The sequence below is a fragment of the Thioalkalivibrio paradoxus ARh 1 genome (genome assembly GCF_000227685.2).
GTDB classification, from domain to species: Bacteria; Pseudomonadota; Gammaproteobacteria; order Ectothiorhodospirales; family Ectothiorhodospiraceae; genus Thioalkalivibrio; species Thioalkalivibrio paradoxus.
Window position 1 is genome coordinate 3,116,933 of the sequence record NZ_CP007029.1, and the last position, 20,764, is coordinate 3,137,696.

The 20,764-nt window shown below is 68.9% G+C and carries 17 protein-coding genes; 1 reads left to right on the plus strand and 16 read right to left on the minus strand.

Annotation, left to right across the window (positions count from 1 at the left end; all coding sequences use genetic code 11):
- Nucleotides 1-27: 27 nt before the first annotated feature.
- From THITH_RS13960 to secA, 3 genes are read right to left on the minus strand one after another with little or no spacing between them, the layout of a single operon-like run.
- Nucleotides 28-963: a Nudix family hydrolase gene (locus THITH_RS13960; RefSeq protein ID WP_006747202.1), complete on the minus strand. Its 936-nt coding sequence runs from the start codon at nucleotides 961-963 to the stop codon at nucleotides 28-30.
- A 13-nt stretch (nucleotides 964-976) separates the two neighbouring features.
- Nucleotides 977-2,188, minus strand: coding sequence for a bifunctional glutamate N-acetyltransferase/amino-acid acetyltransferase ArgJ (gene argJ, locus THITH_RS13965; protein ID WP_006747201.1), 1,212 nt, complete (start codon nucleotides 2,186-2,188; stop codon nucleotides 977-979).
- A gap of 9 nt (nucleotides 2,189-2,197) precedes the next feature.
- A complete protein-coding gene (gene secA / locus THITH_RS13970) occupies nucleotides 2,198-4,990 on the minus strand; it encodes a preprotein translocase subunit SecA (protein WP_006747200.1) in 2,793 nt (930 codons plus the stop codon).
- A 133-nt stretch (nucleotides 4,991-5,123) separates the two neighbouring features.
- On the opposite strand from secA, the gene THITH_RS13975 reads away from it, so the two are divergent.
- The gene (locus THITH_RS13975) at nucleotides 5,124-5,612 is read left to right on the plus strand and encodes a DciA family protein (RefSeq protein ID WP_006747199.1); all 489 of its coding nucleotides are present in this window, start codon (nucleotides 5,124-5,126) and stop codon (nucleotides 5,610-5,612) included.
- On the opposite strand, the gene lpxC is transcribed toward THITH_RS13975, so the two are convergent.
- From lpxC to THITH_RS14040, 13 genes are all read right to left on the minus strand, one after another.
- Nucleotides 5,590-6,510 (minus strand): UDP-3-O-acyl-N-acetylglucosamine deacetylase, encoded by a 921-nt coding sequence (lpxC, locus tag THITH_RS13980; protein WP_006747198.1) that lies wholly within the window; start codon nucleotides 6,508-6,510, stop codon nucleotides 5,590-5,592. The genes THITH_RS13975 and lpxC overlap by 23 nt on opposite strands.
- A 149-nt stretch (nucleotides 6,511-6,659) precedes the next feature.
- Nucleotides 6,660-7,817, minus strand: a complete 1,158-nt coding sequence (gene ftsZ, locus THITH_RS13985) for a cell division protein FtsZ (protein WP_006747197.1) — start codon at nucleotides 7,815-7,817, stop codon at nucleotides 6,660-6,662.
- An 80-nt stretch (nucleotides 7,818-7,897) separates the two neighbouring features.
- Nucleotides 7,898-9,133 carry a cell division protein FtsA gene (gene ftsA, locus THITH_RS13990; protein WP_025367583.1) on the minus strand — a complete coding sequence of 412 codons (1,236 nt, stop codon included), beginning with the start codon at nucleotides 9,131-9,133 and terminating at the stop codon, nucleotides 7,898-7,900.
- 20 nt (nucleotides 9,134-9,153) lie between these two features.
- A complete protein-coding gene (locus THITH_RS13995) occupies nucleotides 9,154-9,888 on the minus strand; it encodes a cell division protein FtsQ/DivIB (protein WP_025367584.1) in 735 nt (244 codons plus the stop codon).
- Between the two features lie 62 nt (nucleotides 9,889-9,950).
- Nucleotides 9,951-10,895: a D-alanine--D-alanine ligase gene (locus tag THITH_RS14000; protein ID WP_006747194.1), complete on the minus strand. Its 945-nt coding sequence runs from the start codon at nucleotides 10,893-10,895 to the stop codon at nucleotides 9,951-9,953.
- The gene (murB, locus tag THITH_RS14005; RefSeq protein WP_006747193.1) at nucleotides 10,892-11,800 is read right to left on the minus strand and encodes a UDP-N-acetylmuramate dehydrogenase; all 909 of its coding nucleotides are present in this window, start codon (nucleotides 11,798-11,800) and stop codon (nucleotides 10,892-10,894) included. Before murB ends, THITH_RS14000 begins: the two co-directional genes overlap by 4 nt.
- Nucleotides 11,794-13,218 carry a UDP-N-acetylmuramate--L-alanine ligase gene (murC, locus tag THITH_RS14010; RefSeq protein ID WP_006747192.1) on the minus strand — a complete coding sequence of 475 codons (1,425 nt, stop codon included), beginning with the start codon at nucleotides 13,216-13,218 and terminating at the stop codon, nucleotides 11,794-11,796. The genes murB and murC overlap by 7 nt, the downstream gene beginning before the upstream one ends.
- Nucleotides 13,215-14,318, minus strand: a complete 1,104-nt coding sequence (murG, locus tag THITH_RS14015; protein WP_006747191.1) for an undecaprenyldiphospho-muramoylpentapeptide beta-N-acetylglucosaminyltransferase — start codon at nucleotides 14,316-14,318, stop codon at nucleotides 13,215-13,217. The genes murC and murG overlap by 4 nt, the downstream gene beginning before the upstream one ends.
- Nucleotides 14,315-15,487, minus strand: a complete 1,173-nt coding sequence (gene ftsW / locus THITH_RS14020) for a putative lipid II flippase FtsW (protein ID WP_006747190.1) — start codon at nucleotides 15,485-15,487, stop codon at nucleotides 14,315-14,317. Before ftsW ends, murG begins: the two co-directional genes overlap by 4 nt.
- Nucleotides 15,487-16,827, minus strand: coding sequence for a UDP-N-acetylmuramoyl-L-alanine--D-glutamate ligase (gene murD, locus THITH_RS14025; RefSeq protein WP_006747189.1), 1,341 nt, complete (start codon nucleotides 16,825-16,827; stop codon nucleotides 15,487-15,489). Before murD ends, ftsW begins: the two co-directional genes overlap by 1 nt.
- Nucleotides 16,824-17,909 (minus strand): phospho-N-acetylmuramoyl-pentapeptide-transferase, encoded by a 1,086-nt coding sequence (gene mraY, locus THITH_RS14030; protein WP_006747188.1) that lies wholly within the window; start codon nucleotides 17,907-17,909, stop codon nucleotides 16,824-16,826. Before mraY ends, murD begins: the two co-directional genes overlap by 4 nt.
- A complete protein-coding gene (locus THITH_RS14035) occupies nucleotides 17,890-19,278 on the minus strand; it encodes a UDP-N-acetylmuramoyl-tripeptide--D-alanyl-D-alanine ligase (protein ID WP_006747187.1) in 1,389 nt (462 codons plus the stop codon). The genes mraY and THITH_RS14035 overlap by 20 nt, the downstream gene beginning before the upstream one ends.
- On the minus strand, nucleotides 19,275-20,756 hold the full coding sequence (locus THITH_RS14040; protein WP_025367585.1) for a UDP-N-acetylmuramoyl-L-alanyl-D-glutamate--2,6-diaminopimelate ligase: 1,482 nt from the start codon (nucleotides 20,754-20,756) through the stop codon (nucleotides 19,275-19,277). The genes THITH_RS14035 and THITH_RS14040 overlap by 4 nt, the downstream gene beginning before the upstream one ends.
- Between the last annotated feature and the right edge of the window lie 8 nt (nucleotides 20,757-20,764).

Sequence of the window (20,764 nt, forward strand, 5' to 3'; positions counted from 1 at the left end):
CCCGCTGCGGTCACATCGCGACAGCGATCAGGCGCGGGCTGCGGGCAGCAGCCCCCGAATCGCGGCAATGCCCTGAGCCCCCAGCGCGCGCACCGCGGGCAGATCGTCCGGGGTCATTCCCCCAAGCGCGAACACCGGGCAGCTCGCCTCGGCACGCAGCGTCGCGAACGCCGGCAACCCGAGGGCACGGGCACCGGGATGCGTTCGGGTCGGCCGAACGGGCGCCACGACGACGAAATCGACCGGCAACGCCATCGCCCGCAGCAGGCCGTCGCGATCATGCACCGACGCCGCCAGCCAGCCCTCCCGGTCGGGGCGCGCCCGTAGCGATCGCAGGCGTTGCTCGGTCAGGTGCCAGCCAGCCGCTGGCAGGCGGTCCAGCCAGCTTTCGGGCGCATTCACCAGGGCCTCCACGCGATGCCGTGCCGCGACCTCCAGCAACCGACCCGCATAGTCGAGGAACGCTTCGCGCTCCAGGCCCGGGGCACGTACCTGCAGCAGCCGGACCCCGTTCGCGATGATCCCCTGTTCCACCCAGTCCACCCACTCTGCGATCTGCGCCGGCGACGGCGGCTCCGGCGAAACCAGGTAGGTTCCGGGAAGCCGGGCGGCATGCACGATCGCCCGGCTCGCGGCCGGGAACGCGAGGGCATCGAGCCCTTCCGGGTCCACCCAGCGCAACGGCTGGCCCTCGCGGGCGACCACGGCCTGTTCCCAGCGATCGACCCGAAACACCCGCAGTTCGACCCGCCGATCAGGGTAGCGATGGGGGATCACGAGCGTTTCCACCGCGTCGCGCACGCGTATCCCGAGTTCTTCCTGCAGCTCCCGGTCCAGCGCAGCGCGTGCCGGCTCTCCGGCGCCACACTTGCCGCCGGGAAACTCCCAGAGGCCCCCAAGATGCGCGTCCCGGCGGCGCCGGGAAACCAGCACCCGGCCATCCGCATCACGCAGCAGGCCCACCGCTATGCGCAGATCAGGAACGGTAGTCGGCGTTGATCCGGACGTAGTCGTAGGAGAAGTCACAGGTGTACTTGCGGTAACCGGCAGCGCCCCTGCCGAGGTCGATCGCGATCTCCAGTTCCGGCTCGGAAAACGCCTGCTGGCCGGCTGCCTCGGTATAGCCCGGGGCCCGGCGGCCGCCCGCGACGATGTTCACGCCATTCACCGCGATGCCGACCCGGTCGATCTCGAAATCCGGGACGCCGGCGCGGCCCACGGCGGCGAGGATCCGGCCCCAGTTCGGGTCCGAAGCGAACAGCGCGGTCTTCACCAGCGGCGACAGCGCCACCGTTTCCGCAACGCGCCGGGCTTCGCCGGCGTCGCGCCCGCCCCGCACCGTGACGCGGACGAACTTGGTCGCGCCCTCGCCGTCGCGCACGATCGCCTCGGCCAGCTCGAGACAGAGCGACTGCAGCGCGCCGGCAAAGGCATCCAGATCGGCTTCGCTGCCCGGTTGCACGCCGCTGGCGCCACTGGCCACACAGACCAGGGCATCGTTGGTCGAGGTGTCGCCATCGACGGTGATCGCGTTGAAGCTTTCGCGAGCCGCACGGACCAGCATCCAGCGCAGCAGATCGGGAGGGATGTCCGCGTCGGTGCCGATGAACGCAAGCATCGTCGCCATGTCGGGGTGAATCATCCCCGATCCCTTCGCGATCCCGGTCAGCGTCACGGTGCCCCCGGCGAGTTCCACGCTGCGGCTGCCACCCTTCGGCACGGTATCGGTGGTCATGATCGCCCGCGCGGCGTCGAGCCAGGCATCCTCGCGCAGCCCGTCCACGAGGCCAGGCAGCGCATCCTCGATCCGGTGTACCGGCAGAGGCTCACCGATCACGCCGGTCGAGAACGGCAGCACCGCCGAGGCCTCGCCCCGGGTCTGGCGGGCCACCGCGCGGCAGCAGTGGCGGGCTGCGGCCAGTCCTTCGGAACCGGTGCCGGCATTGGCGTTGCCGGAATTGATCAGCAGCCAGCGCGCACGCGCGCCGGCCAGGTGTTCCTTCGCGACACGAACCGGCGCGGCACTGAACGCATTGGTGGTGAACAGCGCCGCCACCGCGGCCTGCGGACCGGCATCGATCAGCACCAGGTCGTCGCGCCCCGGGTAGCGAATGCCAGCGGCCCCCGCGGCGAGACGGATACCGGGAACCGGGGCGAGTCGGTCAGGCGCCTGCAGTGCGACAGCCATGCGCGGACCTCAGTTCAAGCGCCCGTGGCAATGCTTGAATTTCTTCCCCGACCCACACCAGCACGGGTCGTTGCGCCCAAGCTTCGGGCCCTCGCGACGGAACGGCTGGGAGGAATCGTCCGCCTCCCCCCGCTGCTGGCCCTGCGGCCCTTGCAGCGGGCTGCCCGGATCCTCGTGGCGAAACTGCACGCCTTCCGGGGCGCGCGCGAACCGACGCCCGAACTCCTCGGCCGCACTTTCAGAGCGCAGCTGAACCCGCAGCAGCAGCTTGATCACGTCGTGCTTGATCCGCTCGAGCAGAGCCTCGAACATCGCGAACGCTTCGCGCTTGTATTCCTGCTTCGGGTTGCGCTGCGCATACCCGCGCAGGCCGATGCCCTGACGCAGATAATCCATCGCCGCCAGATGTTCCTTCCACTGGCTGTCCAGCACCTGCAGCATCACGTCGCGCTGCAGCCGCTTCATCATGTCGTCGCCGAGCGACGTGCGTTTCTCCTCGAGCACCGCACGGGCCTTGTCGACGATGCGCTCGCGCAGCGGCTCTTCGTGCAGATCCTTTTCGGTATCCAGCCACTCCTGGATCGGCAAATCCAGACCGAACTCCGAATTGAGCGCGGTCGTCAATGCCGGGATCTCCCATTCATCCTCGACGCTGCCCGGGGGTAAGTGCTGACTGATGGTGGCATTCACCACGTCCTGCAGCAGGGCATCGATGGTTTCGGAAATATCTTCGCTGGTCAGCAGCTCCGCGCGCTGCTCATAGATCACGCGGCGCTGGTCGTTGGCGACGTCGTCGTACTCGAGCAGCTGCTTGCGGATGTCGAAGTTGTGCGCCTCGACCTTGCGCTGGGCATTCTCGATCGCTCGGCTGACCCAGGCGTTCTCGATCGCTTCGCCTTCTTGCATCCCGAGACGCTGCATCAGGCCACGCACCCGCTCGGAGGCGAAGATGCGCATCAGGTTGTCTTCCAGCGACAGGAAGAAACGGCTCGAACCCGGATCGCCCTGGCGCCCGGATCGGCCGCGCAGCTGGTTGTCGATGCGCCGTGACTCGTGGCGCTCGGAACCGATGATATGCAGTCCGCCCGCCGCGACCACCGCATCGTGACGTTGCTGCCACTCGCCCTTCACGCGCTCGACCTCGGCCGGGTCGGGGTTGGCACCGAGGGCCTCGAGTTCCGCGTCGAGGCTGCCGCCGAGCACGATATCGGTGCCGCGGCCGGCCATGTTGGTGGCAATCGTGACCGCCCCGGGGCGACCGGCCTGGGCGATGATGTGCGCCTCGCGCTCGTGCTGCTTTGCGTTCAGCACCTCGAAGTGGATCCCGGTCTTCGTCAGGGCCTGCGCCAGGCGCTCGGAAGCCTCGACCGACGCGGTGCCGACCAGCAGCGGCTGGTCGCGCTCGATGCACCACTTCACTTCCTTGATGATCGCGTCGTATTTCTCGTCCTGCGTCAGGTAGACGAGATCCTGCATGTCGTTCCGGTTCAACGGCTTGTTGCCGGGGATCACGACGACCTCGAGCCCGTAGATCGTCTGGAACTCGTAGGCCTCGGTATCGGCAGTGCCGGTCATCCCGCTGAGCTTGTCGTACAGGCGGAAGTAGTTCTGGAACGTGATCGAGGCCAGCGTCTGGTTTTCCTGCTGGATCGGAACGCCTTCCTTGGCCTCGATCGCCTGATGCAGGCCCTCGGACCAGCGCCGGCCGGGCATGGTGCGGCCCGTGAATTCATCGATGATCAGGATCTTGCCGTCGCGCACCAGATACTGGACGTCGCGCTTGAACAGCGCGTGCGCGCGCAGGGCGGCATTCAGATGGTGCAGCACCGGGATGCTCGCGGCATCGTACAGGCTCTGCCCGGAATCGAGCAGGCCGACCTCGTGCAGCAGCTGCTCGGCCTTTTCCTGGCCCTCTTCGCTCAGGAACACCTGCTTCGCCTTCTCGTCGACGAAGTAGTCGCCCTCGGATTCCTCGTCCTCCTGAGGCGTCAGCTGCGGGACGACCCCGTTCATGCGCACGTACATTTCCGAGCTGTCGCCGCTCGGGCCGGAGATGATCAGCGGGGTACGCGCTTCGTCGATCAGGATCGAGTCGACTTCGTCGACGATCGCATAGTTGAGCGGGCGCTGCACGCGGTCCTCGGCGCGGAACGCCATGTTGTCGCGCAGATAATCGAAGCCGAACTCGTTGTTGGTGCCGTAGGTGATATCGGCGGCGTAGGCCTCGCGCCGGGTCGCCGGCCGCAGCCGCGGGAAACCCTCGCCCTCGGGTTGATAATCGGGGTCGTAACGATACGAGGACGCGTCGACGCCCTGACCGCCGGAACTGTTGATCACGCCGACCGACAACCCCAGCGCATGGTAGAGCTTGCCCATCCAGACCGCATCGCGCCGGGCCAGGTAGTCGTTGACCGTGATCACGTGCACGCCTTCGCCCGACAGCGCGTTCAGGTACGCCGTCAGCGTGGCCACCAGCGTCTTGCCCTCGCCGGTGCGCATCTCGGCGATCCGGCCGTCGTTGAGCACCATTCCGCCGATCAGCTGCACGTCGAAATGCCGCATCCCGAGCACCCGCTCGCTGACTGCACGGCAGACCGCGAAGGCCTCCGGCAACAGGCTCTCGAGCGTCGCGCCCTGCCCCAGGCGCGCACGGAACGCGTCCGCCTTCGCCTGCAGCTCGGCATCGGAAAGCTTCTCGGTTTCCTCGACCAGCGCGTTGACCCTTTGCACCACTTTCTGGTAGCGCTTGATGATGCGGTCGTTGCGACTGCCGAAGAGTTTGCGTACGAAACTGGTGACCATGAGAACCCGCGGGACAATGCAGTGAAAGCCGGATAGGATAAACCATCCTGGGATCGGCTGCCCGCCGCTTCCGCTGCGGCGGCGCGCGGAGCCGGTTCCGGCCCAACTCCCTATCCCGGAAGTGGAAACGCCCATGCCTGGCAACCTGGACGAGCCCCGCGAACGCCGGTCGGCACCCCAGCCGCTCGCCCGGTACATCGACTCCGCCTGGCGCCGGCGTTCACAGGTCGATGCCGGGCTGGAACGGGATCTCACGGGGCTGCTCGGAGCGCAGCTGTCGAGCGGGCTGGTCCGGGTGAGTCTGCACGAGGGCACGCTGATCCTGGCCTGCCGGGATCGCGGCACCGCGACCGAGCTGCGCTTCCTGCAGCGCGACATCCGCAAGACGCTCGCGGCCGCCGGACGGCCCGCGATCGGGGCGGTGCGCGTCGTATTCTCCGGGGCGCCGTTCCAGGCCGCTGCGGCACCCCGGGAGTCCGGCACGATCGACCGGGCCATTCCGGCTGCTGCGCGTCAGGCACTCCAGAGTGCCGCCGCCGGGATCGCGGATGGTCGCCTCGCCGAAGCGCTGCGCAGGCTGGCGCAAGCAGGGGCGCGAACTAGCCCGTCAGCGTCTGGGTGAGCTGCCCGAACGAGATCGGCAGGGGCTGGGAATCGTCCTCGAAGGTGACCAGTTCCCAGGCGTCCGGATCCCTTTTCAGGCGCCGGATCAGCTGGTTGTTCAGCGCATGGCCCGACTTGTGGCCGGTAAAGGCCCCGATCAAGCTGTGCCCCAGCAGATAGAGATCGCCGACGACATCCAGGATCTTGTGTTTCACGAGCTCGTTCTCGTAGCGGAGCCCGTCCTCGTTCAGGATCTTGAAGTCGTCGAGCACGATCGCGTTGTCCAGGCTTCCGCCCAGTGCGAGCTGGTTGGCCCGCAGTGCCTCGATGTCGCGCATGAAACCGAAGGTTCGGGCGCGCGAGACTTCGCGCACAAACGAAGTGGAGGAGAAATCGAGTTCGGCCCGCTGGCTGCCGCTGGTAAACATCGGGTGCTCGAAATCGATGCAGAAGCCGACCTTGAAACCATCGTAGACGTCGAACCGGACCCACTTGTCGCCGTCGTGGAGTTCGACGGGGCGTTTGATGCGGATGAACTTCTTCGGCACATCCTGCTCGTCCAGACCCGCTGACTGGAGCAGGAACACGAACGGACCCGCGCTGCCGTCCATGATCGGCACTTCGGGGGCGCTGACATCGACGTGCAGGTTGTCGATCCCGAGCCCGGCCACCGCAGACAGCAGATGCTCGACCGTGGATACCCGGGCGTTGCCGCTGACCAGCGTGGTCGAAAGACGCGTATCGCCGACGTTGTCGGCGGTCGCCTGGATCGAGACCGGAGGGGCGAGGTCGGTCCGATGGAAGACGACGCCGGTGTTCGGTGCCGCGGGCCGCAGGGTCAGGGTCACCTTTTCACCGGTGTGCAGGCCGACGCCCGTCGCGCGAATACTGTTCTTCAGCGTTCTCTGTCTGATCAACGCTCGATCACTCCAGGGCAGGGGCCGGCCCCTGGGCCCGGAAAGGTTCCGGGCCCAAGCCTGCACACAACAATGACGGCATTATTGCAGGAATCCGCTCACCCTGCATAGACGACCTCGATTCATTCGTACGATTGCGCCGATTCCGTTCAATCGGCCTGCTTGCGCAGAAACGCCGGGATATCCAGCACGTCGATTCCGGTCTGGCCCGCGTAGTCGACCGCCTCGGCCTCGCCGCGGCGCAGCGCCGTGGGGCGTTCCAGGGTGTCCAGGTCCGAACCCACGGCGCGTCGCGGCGGTGCGTCGACGACCCGCACGCTGGGCCGCTCCTGCTCCACGGGCTTGACCGGGCTGCCCAGACCGGTCGCGACCAGCGTCACCCGCAGCTCGTCCTGCATCTCGGGGTCGATCACCGTGCCGACAACGACGGTTGCATCCTCGGATGCGAGCATCTTGACCGCCTCGCCGACCTCCTCGAACTCGCCGATCCCGACGTCGAGCCCACCGGTCACGTTGACCAGGATGCCGCGCGCGCCGGAGATGTCGATGTCCTCGAGCAGCGGGCTCGCAATCGCGGCTTCGGCCGCCTGGCGCGCGCGATCCTCGCCATGCCCGGCACCGGTCCCCATCATCGCCATGCCCATCTCGCGCATCACGTTGCGCACGTCGGCAAAGTCGACGTTGATCAGGCCGGGGCGCGTGATCAGTTCGGAGATGCCCTGGACCGCGCCGAACAGCACGTCGTTCGCGGCCTTGAACGCGTCCAGCAAACTGGTGTTCTTGCCCAGCACCGAGAGCAGCTTCTCGTTCGGGATCGTGATCAGCGAGTCGACCTGCTCGGTCAGCGCCTTGATCCCGGACATCGCCACCTGCATACGCTTCTTGCCCTCGAACGGAAACGGCTTGGTGACGACCGCGACGGTCAGAATCCCCATCTCCTTTGCGAGCTGCGCGACCACCGGGGCCGCGCCGGTTCCGGTGCCACCGCCCATGCCGGCAGTGATGAAGATCATGTCCGCGCCCTGCAACAACTCCTGGATGCGCTCCCGGTCTTCCAGCGCTGCCTCACGCCCGACCGCCGGGTCGGCTCCCGCGCCCAGTCCCTTGGTGATGTCGCCGCCCATTTGCAGCAGCGTCTTCGCGCCCAGGCTCTTCAGCGCCTGGGCATCGGTGTTCGCGCAAATGAAGTCGACGCCCTCGAGCTGGGAATAGACCATGTGCTGGACGGCATTGCCGCCCCCTCCTCCAACTCCGATCACCTTGATCGTCGCACTCTGGGTAAAGGTGTCCATCAATTCGAACGTCATGGTTGTGTCCTCCTGTTGCAGATTGACATCAGCGTGCAGCTACCCGGCCGGCGAGCGGGCCGGCCGTCCTCCTCCCAGGGTCAGAAATGCCCCGAAAACCAGTTCTTCACCCGCGCCCAGATCCCCGGAAGGCCGGCGCCCGGCGGGCGGGTTTCCTGCTCGAGCCGGGCCTGCTGCGCATACAACAGCAGGCCGACACCGGTGGAATGAACGGGATTGCGCACCACGTCGATCAAGCCGCTGACGCTGTGCGGCATCCCGAGGCGTACCGGCATGTGAAACACCTCTTCGGCCAGGTCCACCACGCCCTCCATGCGCGACGACCCCCCGGTCAGCACCACGCCGGCGGCGATCAGCTCTTCCGATCCGGAACGCCGCAGTTCCGCCTGGACCAGCTGCAGCAACTCCTCGTAGCGCGGCTCGACCACCGACGCGAGCGTCTGCCGGGAGAGTCGGCGGGCCGGCCGGTCGCCCACCCCCGGCACTTCGATCGTCTCCCCGGGGTCGGCGAGCTGGCGCAGCGCGCAGGCGTACTTGACCTTGATTTCCTCGGCGTACTGCGTGGGCGTGCGCAGCGCCACCGCGATGTCGTTGGTGACCTGGTCGCCGGCGATCGGAATCACCGCGGTGTGCGCGATCGCGCCGTTGGCGAACACGGCGATGTCGGTCGTGCCGCCGCCGATGTCGACCAGGCACACGCCGAGATCCTTCTCGTCTTCGGTCAGCACCGCGTAGCTGGACGCCAGCTGTTCCAGGATGATGTCGTCGACGCGAAGACCGCAGCGCTCGATGCACTTCACCGCGTTCTGGGCCGCCGATACCGCGCCGGTGACCAGGTGTACGCGCGCCTCCAGGCGCACCCCGGACATGCCGATCGGGTCGCGGATGCCCTCCTGGCCGTCGATGATGTACTCCTGCGGCAGTACGTGGAGGATGCGCTGGTCAGCCGGAATCGCGATCGCACGCGCCGCGTCGATCACCCGTTCGACATCGCCGGCACTGACCTCCTGAACCCGGATCGCGACCACCCCGGTCGAGTTGTAGCTCTTGATATGACTGCCCGCGATGCCGGTGTATACCGAGTGGATCTCGCAGCCGGCCATCAGCTCTGCCTCCTCGACCGCCCGCTGGATCGACTGCACCGTCGACTCGATGTTGACCACGACCCCCTTCTTCAAGCCATGCGAAGGCGACGAACCGATACCGATGATCTCGATCACGCCCTCCTCGTTGGCTTCGCCGACGACCGCCTCGATCTTGGATGTGCCGATGTCCAGCCCCACGATCAGGCCCTGTTCCGACTTCCTGGCCATCACGTTGCGCCCCGTCTTGCGTCTCATCGGATCACCGTCTTCGCTTCTGCCGCACTTTCCGCCGGCGCCTCCTGCCAGGCCACCGCGACGCCGCGCGGATACCGCAGATCGACCCGAGCCAGCGGCTCCGGGTTGCGCTCGCGCAGGATCGGCATCAGCGCTACCAGCTGGTCCAGGCGCGCCAGATCATCATCCCGCCCCATCAGCACTTCACCCCCTCCTTCCAGTTGAATGATCCACGCCCGGCGCGCACTCTCGCGCACGCCGGACACCTCGAGTTCGGCGTCGGCCAGCCGCGCCGCAGCCGCGAGATAGCGATGCATCAGGCTGACCTGGCGCCCCGCCTCGCCCTCGAGCGCGGGCAGAAACTGCCACTCGTCGAGGTCGACCGGGCCGAAGATCTCGCCATGCCGGTCGACCAGCCGGTCGCCGCCCCAGCGCGCGACGGGGAGCGGTTCGATCACTTGCACCTCGAGGGTGTCGGGCCAGCGCTTGCGCAGCTGCACGGACTCCACCCAGGGGAGCGCGACCAGATCACCGCGCAGCGCATCGAGATCCAGCGCGAGGAACCCACGCGGGTGCGCTGCCACCACCGCCTCGATCTGGGCCCGGTCGACCTGCCGCGGCTCGCCCTGGAGCTCGACCCGCTCCAGTTGCCGAAGACGGTCCAGATCGACCTGCGCCATCGCGGCAACCCCCAGCACCAGCACGCCCGCCAGCGCCATGCCAACCACGACCCGGGCACCCGCCCCCAACACCGGTCGAGCGCGCTGCAGCCAGAAAGGCCGGGACTGGCGGGACTGGCGGCGGCGATTGCGCATCAGTCGCCGCCCTCGGCACCGAAGCTGGTATCGAGGATGCGCAGGCACAGTTCATCGAAGCCGATGCCGGCTTGCGCGGCGGCCTTCGGAACCAGGCTGTGGTCGGTCATCCCTGGCACGGTATTGACCTCGATCAGGTAGTTCTCGCCGTGTACGTCCTGCAGCAGGTCGACCCGGCCCCAGCCCTGGCCGTCGATCGCTGCGAAGGCGCTGAGAGCAAGCGTCTGCAGCTCGATCAGCGCGGCCGAATCCAGCGGCGGCGGGCACAGATAGCGGGTCGTGTCCGCTTCGTATTTGGCGTGATAGTCGTAAAAGCTTCCGGGCGTCTCGATCTGGATCACCGGGAGTGGCTCATTGCCGACGATCGCCACCGTGTACTCCTTGCCGACGATCCACTGCTCCGCAAAAACCGCACCGGCATGCCGGCAGGCCTCCTCGTAGGCGGCCGGCAATTCGGCGGTCGACTGCACCCGGGTCAGGCCGAGGCTGGAACCGCCGCGCGACGGCTTCACGATCAGCGGGAGCCCCAGCGCATCGGCCACTGCTTCCAAGTCCGAGTCGGCCGACAGCAGCCGGTACGGTGCGCTCGGCAGGTTGGTCCCGGCCCAGAGCCGCTTGCAGGCGAGCTTGTCCATGCCCAGCGCCGACCCGAGCACCCCCGAACCCGTGTAGGGCACGCCGGCGATGTCCAGGCAACCCTGCATTGTGCCGTCCTCCCCCCCGGTGCCGTGCAACGCGATGAACGCCCGGTCGTAGCCGAGCAGGTCGAGGTTGCGGGCTCGCTCGATGGTCAGGTCGATCGGGGTCGCATCGACGCCCTGGCGCAGCAGTGCCTGCAACACTGCATTGCCACTGGCGAGCGAAATCTCGCGTTCGTCCGACCAGCCCCCCATCAGGACCGCCACCCGCCCGTAGCGGGCAGCCCGTGTTGCGGCTTGCGTCATACCTGCATCTCCTTGCGTCCCAGGATCCGCACTTCCGGGTCCAGGCGGATACCGAACCGTGCCTCGACCCGTTCCCGAACTTCGTCGATCAGCCACTCGATGTCGGCCGCGGTGGCCGAACCGTCATGGGTAATGAAATTGGCGTGCTTGTGCGAAACCTCGGCGCCACCGCGGCGCAGGCCCTTCAGGCCTGCCTGCTCGATCAGCGCTGCCGCATAGGCCCCTGGGGGGTTGCGGAACACCGAGCCGCAGGACGGCAGCCCGAGCGGCTGCCGCTCGGCCCGTTCCCGGAGCAGCGCCTGAATGCGTTCGCGTGCCGCACCGGTGTCGCCGGGTTGCAGCCGGAGCACGGCGCGCAGGAAGAATTCGCCCTCGCAGCCGCGAACGCTGCGATAGGCGATCTCGTAGTCCGCCGGTGTGCGCACATGGCGCAGACCCCGGCAATCGATCGCTTCCGCCCATTCGACCAGTGGCCAGATCTCACCGCCCCAGGCACCGGCATTCATCGCCAGCGCCCCGCCCACGGTGCCGGGAATTCCGGCCAGGAACTCGGCGCCGGTCAGCCCCTCCGCGGCGCAGAAACGGGCCGCTTGCGCCGCGGCCAGCCCGGCCCCCAGCTCGACACGTTCGTCGTCCAGGCGCAGGCGTTGATTCAGCGTTCCCGCGAGGTGGATCACCACGCCGTCGACGCCGCCGTCCCGAATCAGCACGTTGCTACCCAGCCCCAGCACCGTCCGCGGCAAGGTCTCGGGAACCGACGCCAGGAAATGGGCGAGATCGTCGATGTCCTCGGGCACGAACAGCCAGTCAGCCGGTCCGCCGACCCGCCAGGAGGTCAGCGCGGCCAACGGAACGTCGCGTTCGAGCCGCCCCCGCACGCGCAGATGAGCGAGGTGGCTCAGCATGTGCCCTCCGAGTCGAGCAGCCCGGGAAGTTGCGCGGCCAACTGGCCGATGTCGCCGGCCCCCTGGGTAATCACCACATCGCCGGTTTCCAGCATCCCGCGCAGCACGCCCGGAACGTCGTCGACCGACTCGACGAACACCGGCTCGACCCGGCCGCGCAGCCGGATCGCCCGGGCCAGGCTGCGCCCGTCCGCGCTCGGCACCGGGGTTTCGCCGGCGCGGTAGACTTCCAGCAGCACCAGCCCGTCCGGACCGGACAGCACCTCGGCGAAATCCTCGAACAGATCCCGCGTCCGCGTGTAGCGATGCGGCTGAAACACCAGCAGGATGCGCCGGTCCGGCCACGCGGCACGAGCCGCCTCCAGCGTGGCCGCGATCTCGCGGGGATGGTGGCCGTAATCGTCGACCAGCGTCACGGTGCCCCCCGGAAGCCGGCATTCCTGCACCTGGAAACGGCGGCCGATTCCCGCGAAACCCTCCAGTGCGCGCTGCAGCGCATCCGGCGGCACTTCCAATTCATGCGCGACCGCGGCCGCGGCCAGCGCGTTCAGCACGTTGTGCCGCCCGGGCAGGTTCAGCGTGACCGGAAACGCGGTTTGCTCCGGCAGGCACAGCTCGAAATGGGTCCGGATCCCCGTCTGCCGGAGGTTCACCGCACGCACGTCCGCCGGCATGTCGATGCCATAGGTCAGGCGCGGCCGCTCCAGCCGGTCGAGCAGCGACCGCAGCTCGGGGTCGTCGGCACACAGCACCGCCAGACCATAGAACGGCAGGTGATGCAGGAACTCGAGGAAAGTCGCACGCAGACGGCCGAAGTCGCCCTGGTAGGTCGCCAGGTGATCGGCATCGATGTTCGTGACCACGCTGATCATCGGCTGCAGGTGCAGGAACGAGGCATCGCTCTCGTCCGCTTCCGCGACCAGGTAGGCTCCCTGCCCCAGGCTGGAATGGCTCGCGGTACTGTTGAGCCGCCCCCCGATCACGAAGGTCGGATCGAGCCCGGCCTCGCCGAGGATGCTCGCGATCAGGCTCGTGGTCGTGGTCTTGCCGTGCGTACCGGCGACCGCGATCCCGAAACGGAAGCGCATCAGTTCGGCCAGCATCTCCGCGCGCCGAACCACCGGGATGCCGCGCTCGCGGGCCGCGCGCACCTCGGGGTTGGTCGGGTCGATCGCGCTGGACACGACCAGCACATCGGCATCGGCCACGTTGGACGCCAGGTGGGCACGGCTGATCGGGATCCCGAGCCCCGACAGCCGGCGGGTCATTCCGGATTCATGGAGATCGGAGCCCGAGATCCGATAGCCGAGCTGGTGCAGCACCTCGGCGATGCCGCCCATCCCGGAACCGCCGATGCCGACGCAGTGGATCCGGCGAATTCGGCGCATCGCCTGCTGCTGGGTCAGCGGTGCGGTCATCGCGCTTTCCTCCGGGGCGTTTGCCGGGCCATCTCCAGACAGGCGTCGACCAGGCGCTCGGTGGCGTCCGTGCGGGCGGATCCGCGCGCCTTCACGGCCCGCTCCAGCAGCTCCTCGCGCCCCAGGTCCCGCAAGCGGTCCGCCAGCACCTCCGGGGTCAGATTGGCGTCGGCCAGGCACCAGGCCGCACCCGCCGCCACGAGGTACGCGGCATTCGCGGTCTGGTGGTCGTCCACCGCGTGCGGGTAGGGCACGAACACCGCGGGCACGCCCGCGGCCGCGATCTCGGCCACCGTCAGGGCACCGGCGCGGCAGATGACCAGATCGGCCCAGCCGTAGGCCTGCGCCATGTCGTCGATGAACGCGGTCACTTCGGCCTCCACCGCCGCGTCACGGTATCCCGCCAGCGCCTCGTCCAGCGTCCGCTCCCCGGCCTGGTGACGCACCTGCGGGCGCGCCGCCGGCGGCAGCAGGGCCAGTGCCGCCGGCACCACGCGGTTCAGTGTCCGGGCGCCGAGGCTGCCGCCGAGCACCAGCAGCCGCAACGGGCCCGAGCGTCCCGCCCAGCGCTGCTCCGGGGGTGCAAGGTCCACGATTGCGCGGCGCACCGGATTGCCGACGGTCTGGGCCGCGAATCGTTCCGGGAAGCTCTCGGGAAAGCCGGCGAAGACCCGGTCGGCGACCCGCGCGAGCCAGCGGTTGGTCATGCCGGCAACCGCGTTCTGCTCGTGGACCAGAAGCGGCCGTCCCAGCGCCGCCGCCATCAAGCCCCCGGGACCGCTGGCGAATCCGCCGAAGCCCACCACCACTTGCGGGCGCAGGCGCAGCATCAGCGCCAGTGCCGCCCACAGCGACACGCCGAGGCGCCACGGCGCGAGCATCCGGCTCGCGAGGCCCTTGCCGCGCAGCCCCGCGATCGGCAACGTGTGCAGCTCGAATCCCGCCTGCGGCACCAGGGTCGCCTCGATCCCGCGGGCGGTGCCGAGCCAGGACACGCGCCAGCCCCGTTCGCGCAGCGCGCCGGCCAGCGCAAGCCCCGGGAACACATGCCCGCCGGTGCCTCCCGCCATCACCAGCACCTGTGGCGCAGTCGCGTTCATCCGCGCCGCCTCCGCGTCTTGGGAACCGGCACCTGCGCCTCCCGGTACACCCGCAGCACCAGGCCGATGGCCGCCAGCGTGACGATCAGCGAACTGCCCCCATAGCTCAAAAACGGCAGCGTCAGCCCCTTGGTCGGCAGCAGCCCCATGTTCACGCCCAGATTGACCGCGGCCTGCAGACCGATCCAGATCCCGACACCAAACGCGACGTGGGAACCGAACGCATGCCCGCCGCGTTCCGCGAGCACCCCGATCACGAAACAGCGCCAGACCAGCAGCGCGAACAGCGCCACCAGCACCGCGACACCGACGAAGCCGAACTCCTCGGCAAACACCGCGAACAGGAAGTCGTTGTGCGCCTCGGGCAGATAGAACAGCTTCTGCACGCTCCCGCCGAGACCGGCGCCGAACCAGGATCCCGAGCCGATCGCAATCAGCGACTGGGTCAACTGGAAGCCGGTCGCGAACGGGTCCTGCCAGGGATCGAGGAACGCAGTCAGGCGCACCATCCGGTACGGCGTAGCGACCGCCAGCACCCCCATCGCGGCGACGATGGTCGCGCCCAGCGCAAGGAACTGCCACAGCTTCGCGCCCGCGAGGAACAGCATCCCCATCCCGATCGCCAGCATGATCGCCGCGCCGCCGAAATCCGGCTGCAGCAGCAGCAGTACGGTGCCCAGGCCGAGCACGACCAGCGGGCGTACGAACCCGAGGAAATGCAGGCATAGCGTCGAGTAATGCCGGACGATATACCCGGACAGGTACAGCACGACCAGCAGCTTTACCGGCTCGGAAACCTGCAGGTTGAACGCTCCGAGCGGAATCCACCGCGTCGCCCCGTTCACGGTGCGCCCGACTCCGGGCAGCAGTACCACGATCAGCAGCACCATGATCAGCAGCAGCAACAGCGGCCCTGCGCTCTCCCAGCGGCGCAGCGGAACGCTCCAGAAGAACAGCGCCGCCGCCAGCCCGATCGCCGCGAACAGCAGTTGGCGGTGGAAGAAGTGGTAGGGATTGCCGTAGTGGCGGCCGGCCAGGTCGATCGATGCGGACGCCACCATCACCAGACCCAGACCCAGCAACAGCGCTACGGCCAGCAGCAGCGGCCAGTCGATACCGGTCGCGAAACGCGCCGTCCGCAGGTCGGGGAGGGAGATCGGCGGCAGCATCACGCCAGCCCCCGTACTGCCTGCGCGAAGCATTCGCCGCGCTCGGCGTAGTTCGCGAACATGTCGAGGCTTGCGCAGGCCGGGGACAGCAGCACCGTATCCCCCGGCTGCGCCCACTGTGCAGCCGCGGCCACCGCCTCCTGCATCGTGCCGACACGGCGCACCGGCACCACGCCGCGCAGCGCCTGCTCGATCCGCGGCGCATCGACGCCGAGCAGCAGCACACCGCGTGCCTTGCCGGCCAGCGCATCGGCCAGCGGCCCGAAGTCCTGGCCCTTGCCCTGTCCGCCGGCGATCAGGATCAGCGGACCCGATACGCCCTGAATGGCGGCCAGCGTCGCGCCCACGTTCGTGCCCTTCGAATCGTCGACATAGTCGACCCCTGCCTGCCGCCCCACCCGCTGGGAACGGTGCGGCAGGCCGGTGAAATCGCGCAGCGCCGGAAGCAGCGGCTCGGCATGCACGACCCACGGCCAGACCAGTGCCAGGGCGGCCAGGGCATTGAGCCAGTTGTGCCGGCCTTGCAGCGCCAGCTCGCGGGTCGCGATCAGCGGGCTCGCCCCCCGAGCCAGCCAGGTGCCGGAGTCGGTCTCGACGATGCCGAAGTCCGCGGGCCCCGGCGGCCGGTCGAGACCGAAAGTGATCGTTTCCCGGCCGGCTGCAAGCCCCTGCAGTGCCGGATCGTCGCGGTTCAGGACGGCGTGGGCCGCCCCCTCGAGGATCCGGGACTTCGCGGCGACATAGGCGTCCATGTCCGAATACCGGTCCAGATGGTCGGCGCTGATGTTCAGGATCGCGGCGCTTGCCAGACCCGGGCTGCGGACCGTCTCCAGCTGGAAACTCGAGAGCTCCAGCACGTAGAGCTCCACGTCCTGTGCCAGCAGGTCCAATGCCGGGGGACCGAAATTGCCGCCGATGGCCACGGGTTGCCCGAGTGCCCGCAGCAGCTCCGCGGTCAGCGCGGCCACGGTGCTCTTGCCGTTGGAGCCGGTGATCCCGACCACGGGATGGCGCGCGTCGCGCAGGAAGAGTTCGACGTCGCCGACGATCTCGACCCCGGCCGCGGCGGCGCGCTGCAGTTCGAGCCGGGCCAGCGGCACGCCCGGCGAGACGACGATGCGGCGCCGCGACACGGTATCGACCGAGTCCAGCGGACCGGCCCAGCGGCCGCGCCCGCCCGAGACCCGCTGCAGCTGTTGCAGCCCCGGCGGGGCCGGGCGCGTGTCCGTGACCTCGAAATCCAGCTGCTGGCCGGCCAGGTAGCGGGCAACGGACAGGCCGGTTGCGCCCAGCCCGACGACCAGGATGTCCTGCCGCGAATGGAGGTCGGTGGGGGTCATCGGATCTTCAGGGTCGCGAGACCGATCAGCACGAACACCACGGTCAGGATCCAGAAGCGCACGATCACGCGCGGTTCGGGCCAGCCCTTGAGTTCGAAGTGATGATGAATCGGCGCCATGCGGAACATGCGCCGGCCCGTGAGCTTGTACGACGCGACCTGCAGGATCACCGATACCGTCTCGATCACGAAGATCCCGCCCATGATCAGCAGCACCATTTCCTGCCGGGTCAGGATCGCCAGCATGCCGAGCGCGGCCCCGAGCGCAAGAGCGCCGACGTCGCCCATGAAGACCTGTGCGGGATACGCGTTGAACCAGAGGAAGCCCAGGCCGGCCCCGACCAGCGCCGCGGAGAACACGACGAGTTCGCCAACGCCGGGCACCGCCGGGATACCCAGGTAGTCCGCGAACACCGCATGCCCGGCAGCGTAGGCAAAGACTCCGAGGGCCCCGGCCACCAGTACCGCGGGCATGATTGCCAGGCCGTCGAGGCCATCGGTCAGATTGACCGCGTTCGACGCGCCGACGACCACCAGCCAGACCAGCGGGATGAACAGCCACCAGCCCAGGTGGATCGCCACGTCCTTGAACACCGGGACGTAGAAGGTCGTCTCCACCGGTGACTGCGCGGTCACCACGATCACCACCCCGGCGATCAGCGCGAACAGGCTCTGCCAGGCCAGCTTCGACCGCGCGCTCAGTCCGCGGCTGTTGCCGTAGCGCAGCTTCAGGTAGTCGTCCCAGCCGCCGACGGCGCCGAAGGCCAGCGTCGTCAGCAATACGATCCAGACGAAGCGGTTACCGAGATCGCTCCAGAGCAGCGTCGCCACCGTGACGGCGACCAGGATCAAGGCACCGCCCATCGTCGGTGTGCCGGCCTTGGACAGATGCGATTCCGGGCCATCGGCCCGGATCTGCTGCCCGATCTTCTGGACCGTGAGCCGGCGGATCATCGCCGGACCGACCACCAACGCGATGACCAGGGCGGTGACCACACCCAGAATCGAGCGCAGCGTCAGGTACTGGAAGACCGTGAATCCGCGGTGATACTGGGAGAGGAATTCAGCGAGCGCCAGCAGCATCGGCCACCTCCCCCGTTGTTTCGGCCGGCTGCAGCTCCAGGCCCGCGAGGATGTCTTCCATGTGCTGATCGCGAGAGCCCTTGATCAGCACCGCGGCATCGGCGCCTTCCGGGGTTTCCAACAGCTCCCCGAGGGTCCTGGCGAGTTCCGCGTGCGCGGGAAACCAGCGCGCGCCGCGCCCGAAAGCTTCGGCCGCCGCCGGCGTCAGCTCGCCTGACGCGAGCAACCGGTGCACACCGAGTTCACGCGCCTGCCGACCCATCTCGGCATGCAGGCTGCGCGCCTCGGCGCCCAGTTCGTTCATGTCGCCGAGCACCAGCACGCGCGTGCCCCGGTGTGCGGCCAGCACCTCCAGCGCCGCCGCCAGGCTGTCCGGGTTCGCGTTGTAGGTGTCGTCCCAGATCACGGCTCCGGAACGGTGCCGGAACGCGCGCAGGCGCCCGGCCACCGGCTGCCATGCCTGGAGCCCCTGCGCGATCGCATCGACTTCGCAGCCCAGTGCCGCGGCCGCAGCCGCGGCCGCCAACGCGTTCTGGGCCACATGCCGGCCCGGCGATGCGAGTTCCAATTCGCGCTGCACGCCGTGCAGTTTCAGCACCAGCGCGTCGGGCGGATTCCAGGCGCCCTGGACCTCCCCCCGGCCCTCTAGCGAGAAGCCCAGGCAGCGCCGGTCGCGGTTCAACGCCAGCCAGTCGGGAGCGAAACGGTCATCGAGGTTGATCACCGCAGTGCCGCCGCCCGCGGGCAGTCCTTCGTAGATCTCGGCCTTGGCGCGCGCCACTCCCTCCAGGCTCCCGAAACCGTCCAGGTGGGCGCGGCCGGCGTTGGTGATCAGCGCGACGTCCGGACGTGTCAGCCGGGTCAGGAACGCGATCTCGCCGGCATGGTTGGCGCCCATCTCGATCACCGCGTAATCCACCGACGGCGGCATCGCCAGCAGCGTCAGCGGCACGCCGATATGGTTGTTCAGGTTGCCCGCGGTCGCATGTACCGATCCGACTCGTGAGAGAATCGACCGCAGCATTTCCTTGGTCGTGGTCTTGCCGTTGGACCCGGTCAGCGCGACCACGCGTGCCGTGCAGCGGGCACGCCAGAACGTGCCCAGTCTGGCGAGGGCGCCGGTGGTGTCGTCGACCACCACCTGCGGCCGGGGATCGTCCAGACGGCGCTCGACCAGCAGCACCGCGGCGTTGAGCTCCGGCCGCACGAAATCGTGGCCATCGAAACGCTCGCCGCGCAGAGCCACGAACAGCGCATCGGGCGACGAGGCTCGCGAATCCCGGCTGACGCCGCGGAACGATCGCATCCCGTCGCCGTGCAGGCGCCCGGCCACCGCCCCGGCCAGCTCCGCCGCGGTCAGCGCGATCATGCGTTCCCCTCCGGCGCCCGGGCCGCCAGTGTCGCGGCGAGTTCCCGGTCGCTGAACGGATGCGCTCGCCCGGCGATCACCTGCTCGGTCTCGTGGCCCTTGCCGGCGATCAGCACGACGTCCCCGGGGCCAGCCTCGGTCGCGGCCGCCTCGATCGCCGTGCCTCGATCGCCGATTTCGAGAACCCGCGCAGCGCCGTCGCATCCATCCAGCACGGCCCGGCGGATCGCCTCCGGCGGCTCGTCGCGCGGATTGTCATCGGTGACCACCACCACGTCGGCGAGCCGGCTTGCCACCTGGCCCATCGCCGGGCGCTTGCCGGGGTCGCGGTTGCCGCCGCAACCGAACACCGTCCAGAGCCGTCCCTGCACATGCGGCCGCAACGCGTTCAGCGCGGCCTCCAGCGCCGACGGAGTATGGGCATAGTCGACCACCAGCGCCGGCCCGTCCGGCCGCGCGAACCGTTCCATCCGGCCCGGCACGCCACGGATCGCGCCCAGGGCGGCCAGCGCCCGCTCGGCCGGATGCCCCAGGGCCAGCAGCGTCGCCAGCGTGGCCAGCAGGTTGGAAGCCTGAAACCCACCGAACAGCGGCACGGCCACGCGCCCGTGCCGCGCACCAATCACCGCCTCGAACTCCAGACCGTTCTCGGTCGCGCGCAGATCGCGGGCGAACACATGCCGTTCCCCGGATCCCGCCGCGTCGCGCAGGCCGTAAGTCCAGCAACGCGGGCCCCGATGCCCACCGCAGTGCTCGCGATACAGTCGGCGCCCGAACGCGTCATCGAGGTTCAGCACCAGCGCCTGCAGACCTGGCATCCGGAACAGTCGGGCCTTCGCGTCGGCATAGGCCGCCAGCGACCCGTGGTAATCGAGATGATCGCGCCCGAGCTGGGTCAGCACCGCCACCGTCGGGCGCAGACCGTCCAGCCGCTGCTGCTCCAGCGCGTGCGACGACGCCTCCAATGCCACCGCGGCGAATCCCTCCCGCGCCAGCCTGGCCAGGTGCCGGTGCAGATCCAGCACGTCCGGCGTCGTCAGGCCGGTGGGCGCGAGCGCGCCCGGGGCGCCGACCCCAAGGGTTCCGATCACCGCGCAGCGCAACCCCAGGCCGCTGAGCGCAACCGCGACCTGGTGGCTGACCGAAGTCTTGCCATCGGTACCGGTGATCGCGACCAGCGGCCGATCGGCAGGCCAGGCCCCGAAAAGCCGTTCCGCGAGTTCAGGAAGACGGCGCCGCAACCCGGGCACGCGGACGTAGCGCGGATCTCCGGCGGGGATCGTGCCATCCTCGTCCCAGAGCACGACCGCGGCGCCCCGCTCCAACGCTTCCGGCGCCCAGGCCAGGCCGTGCGCCCGGGTTCCCCGCAGCGCGACGAACGCGCTGCCGGGGCTCAGTACCTGGCTGCGCTGACTCAGATCGTGGACCGCGACATCGGGCAGCCCATCCCGATCCGGGAGGAGGCGGCGCAATGGCATCGGGCTCG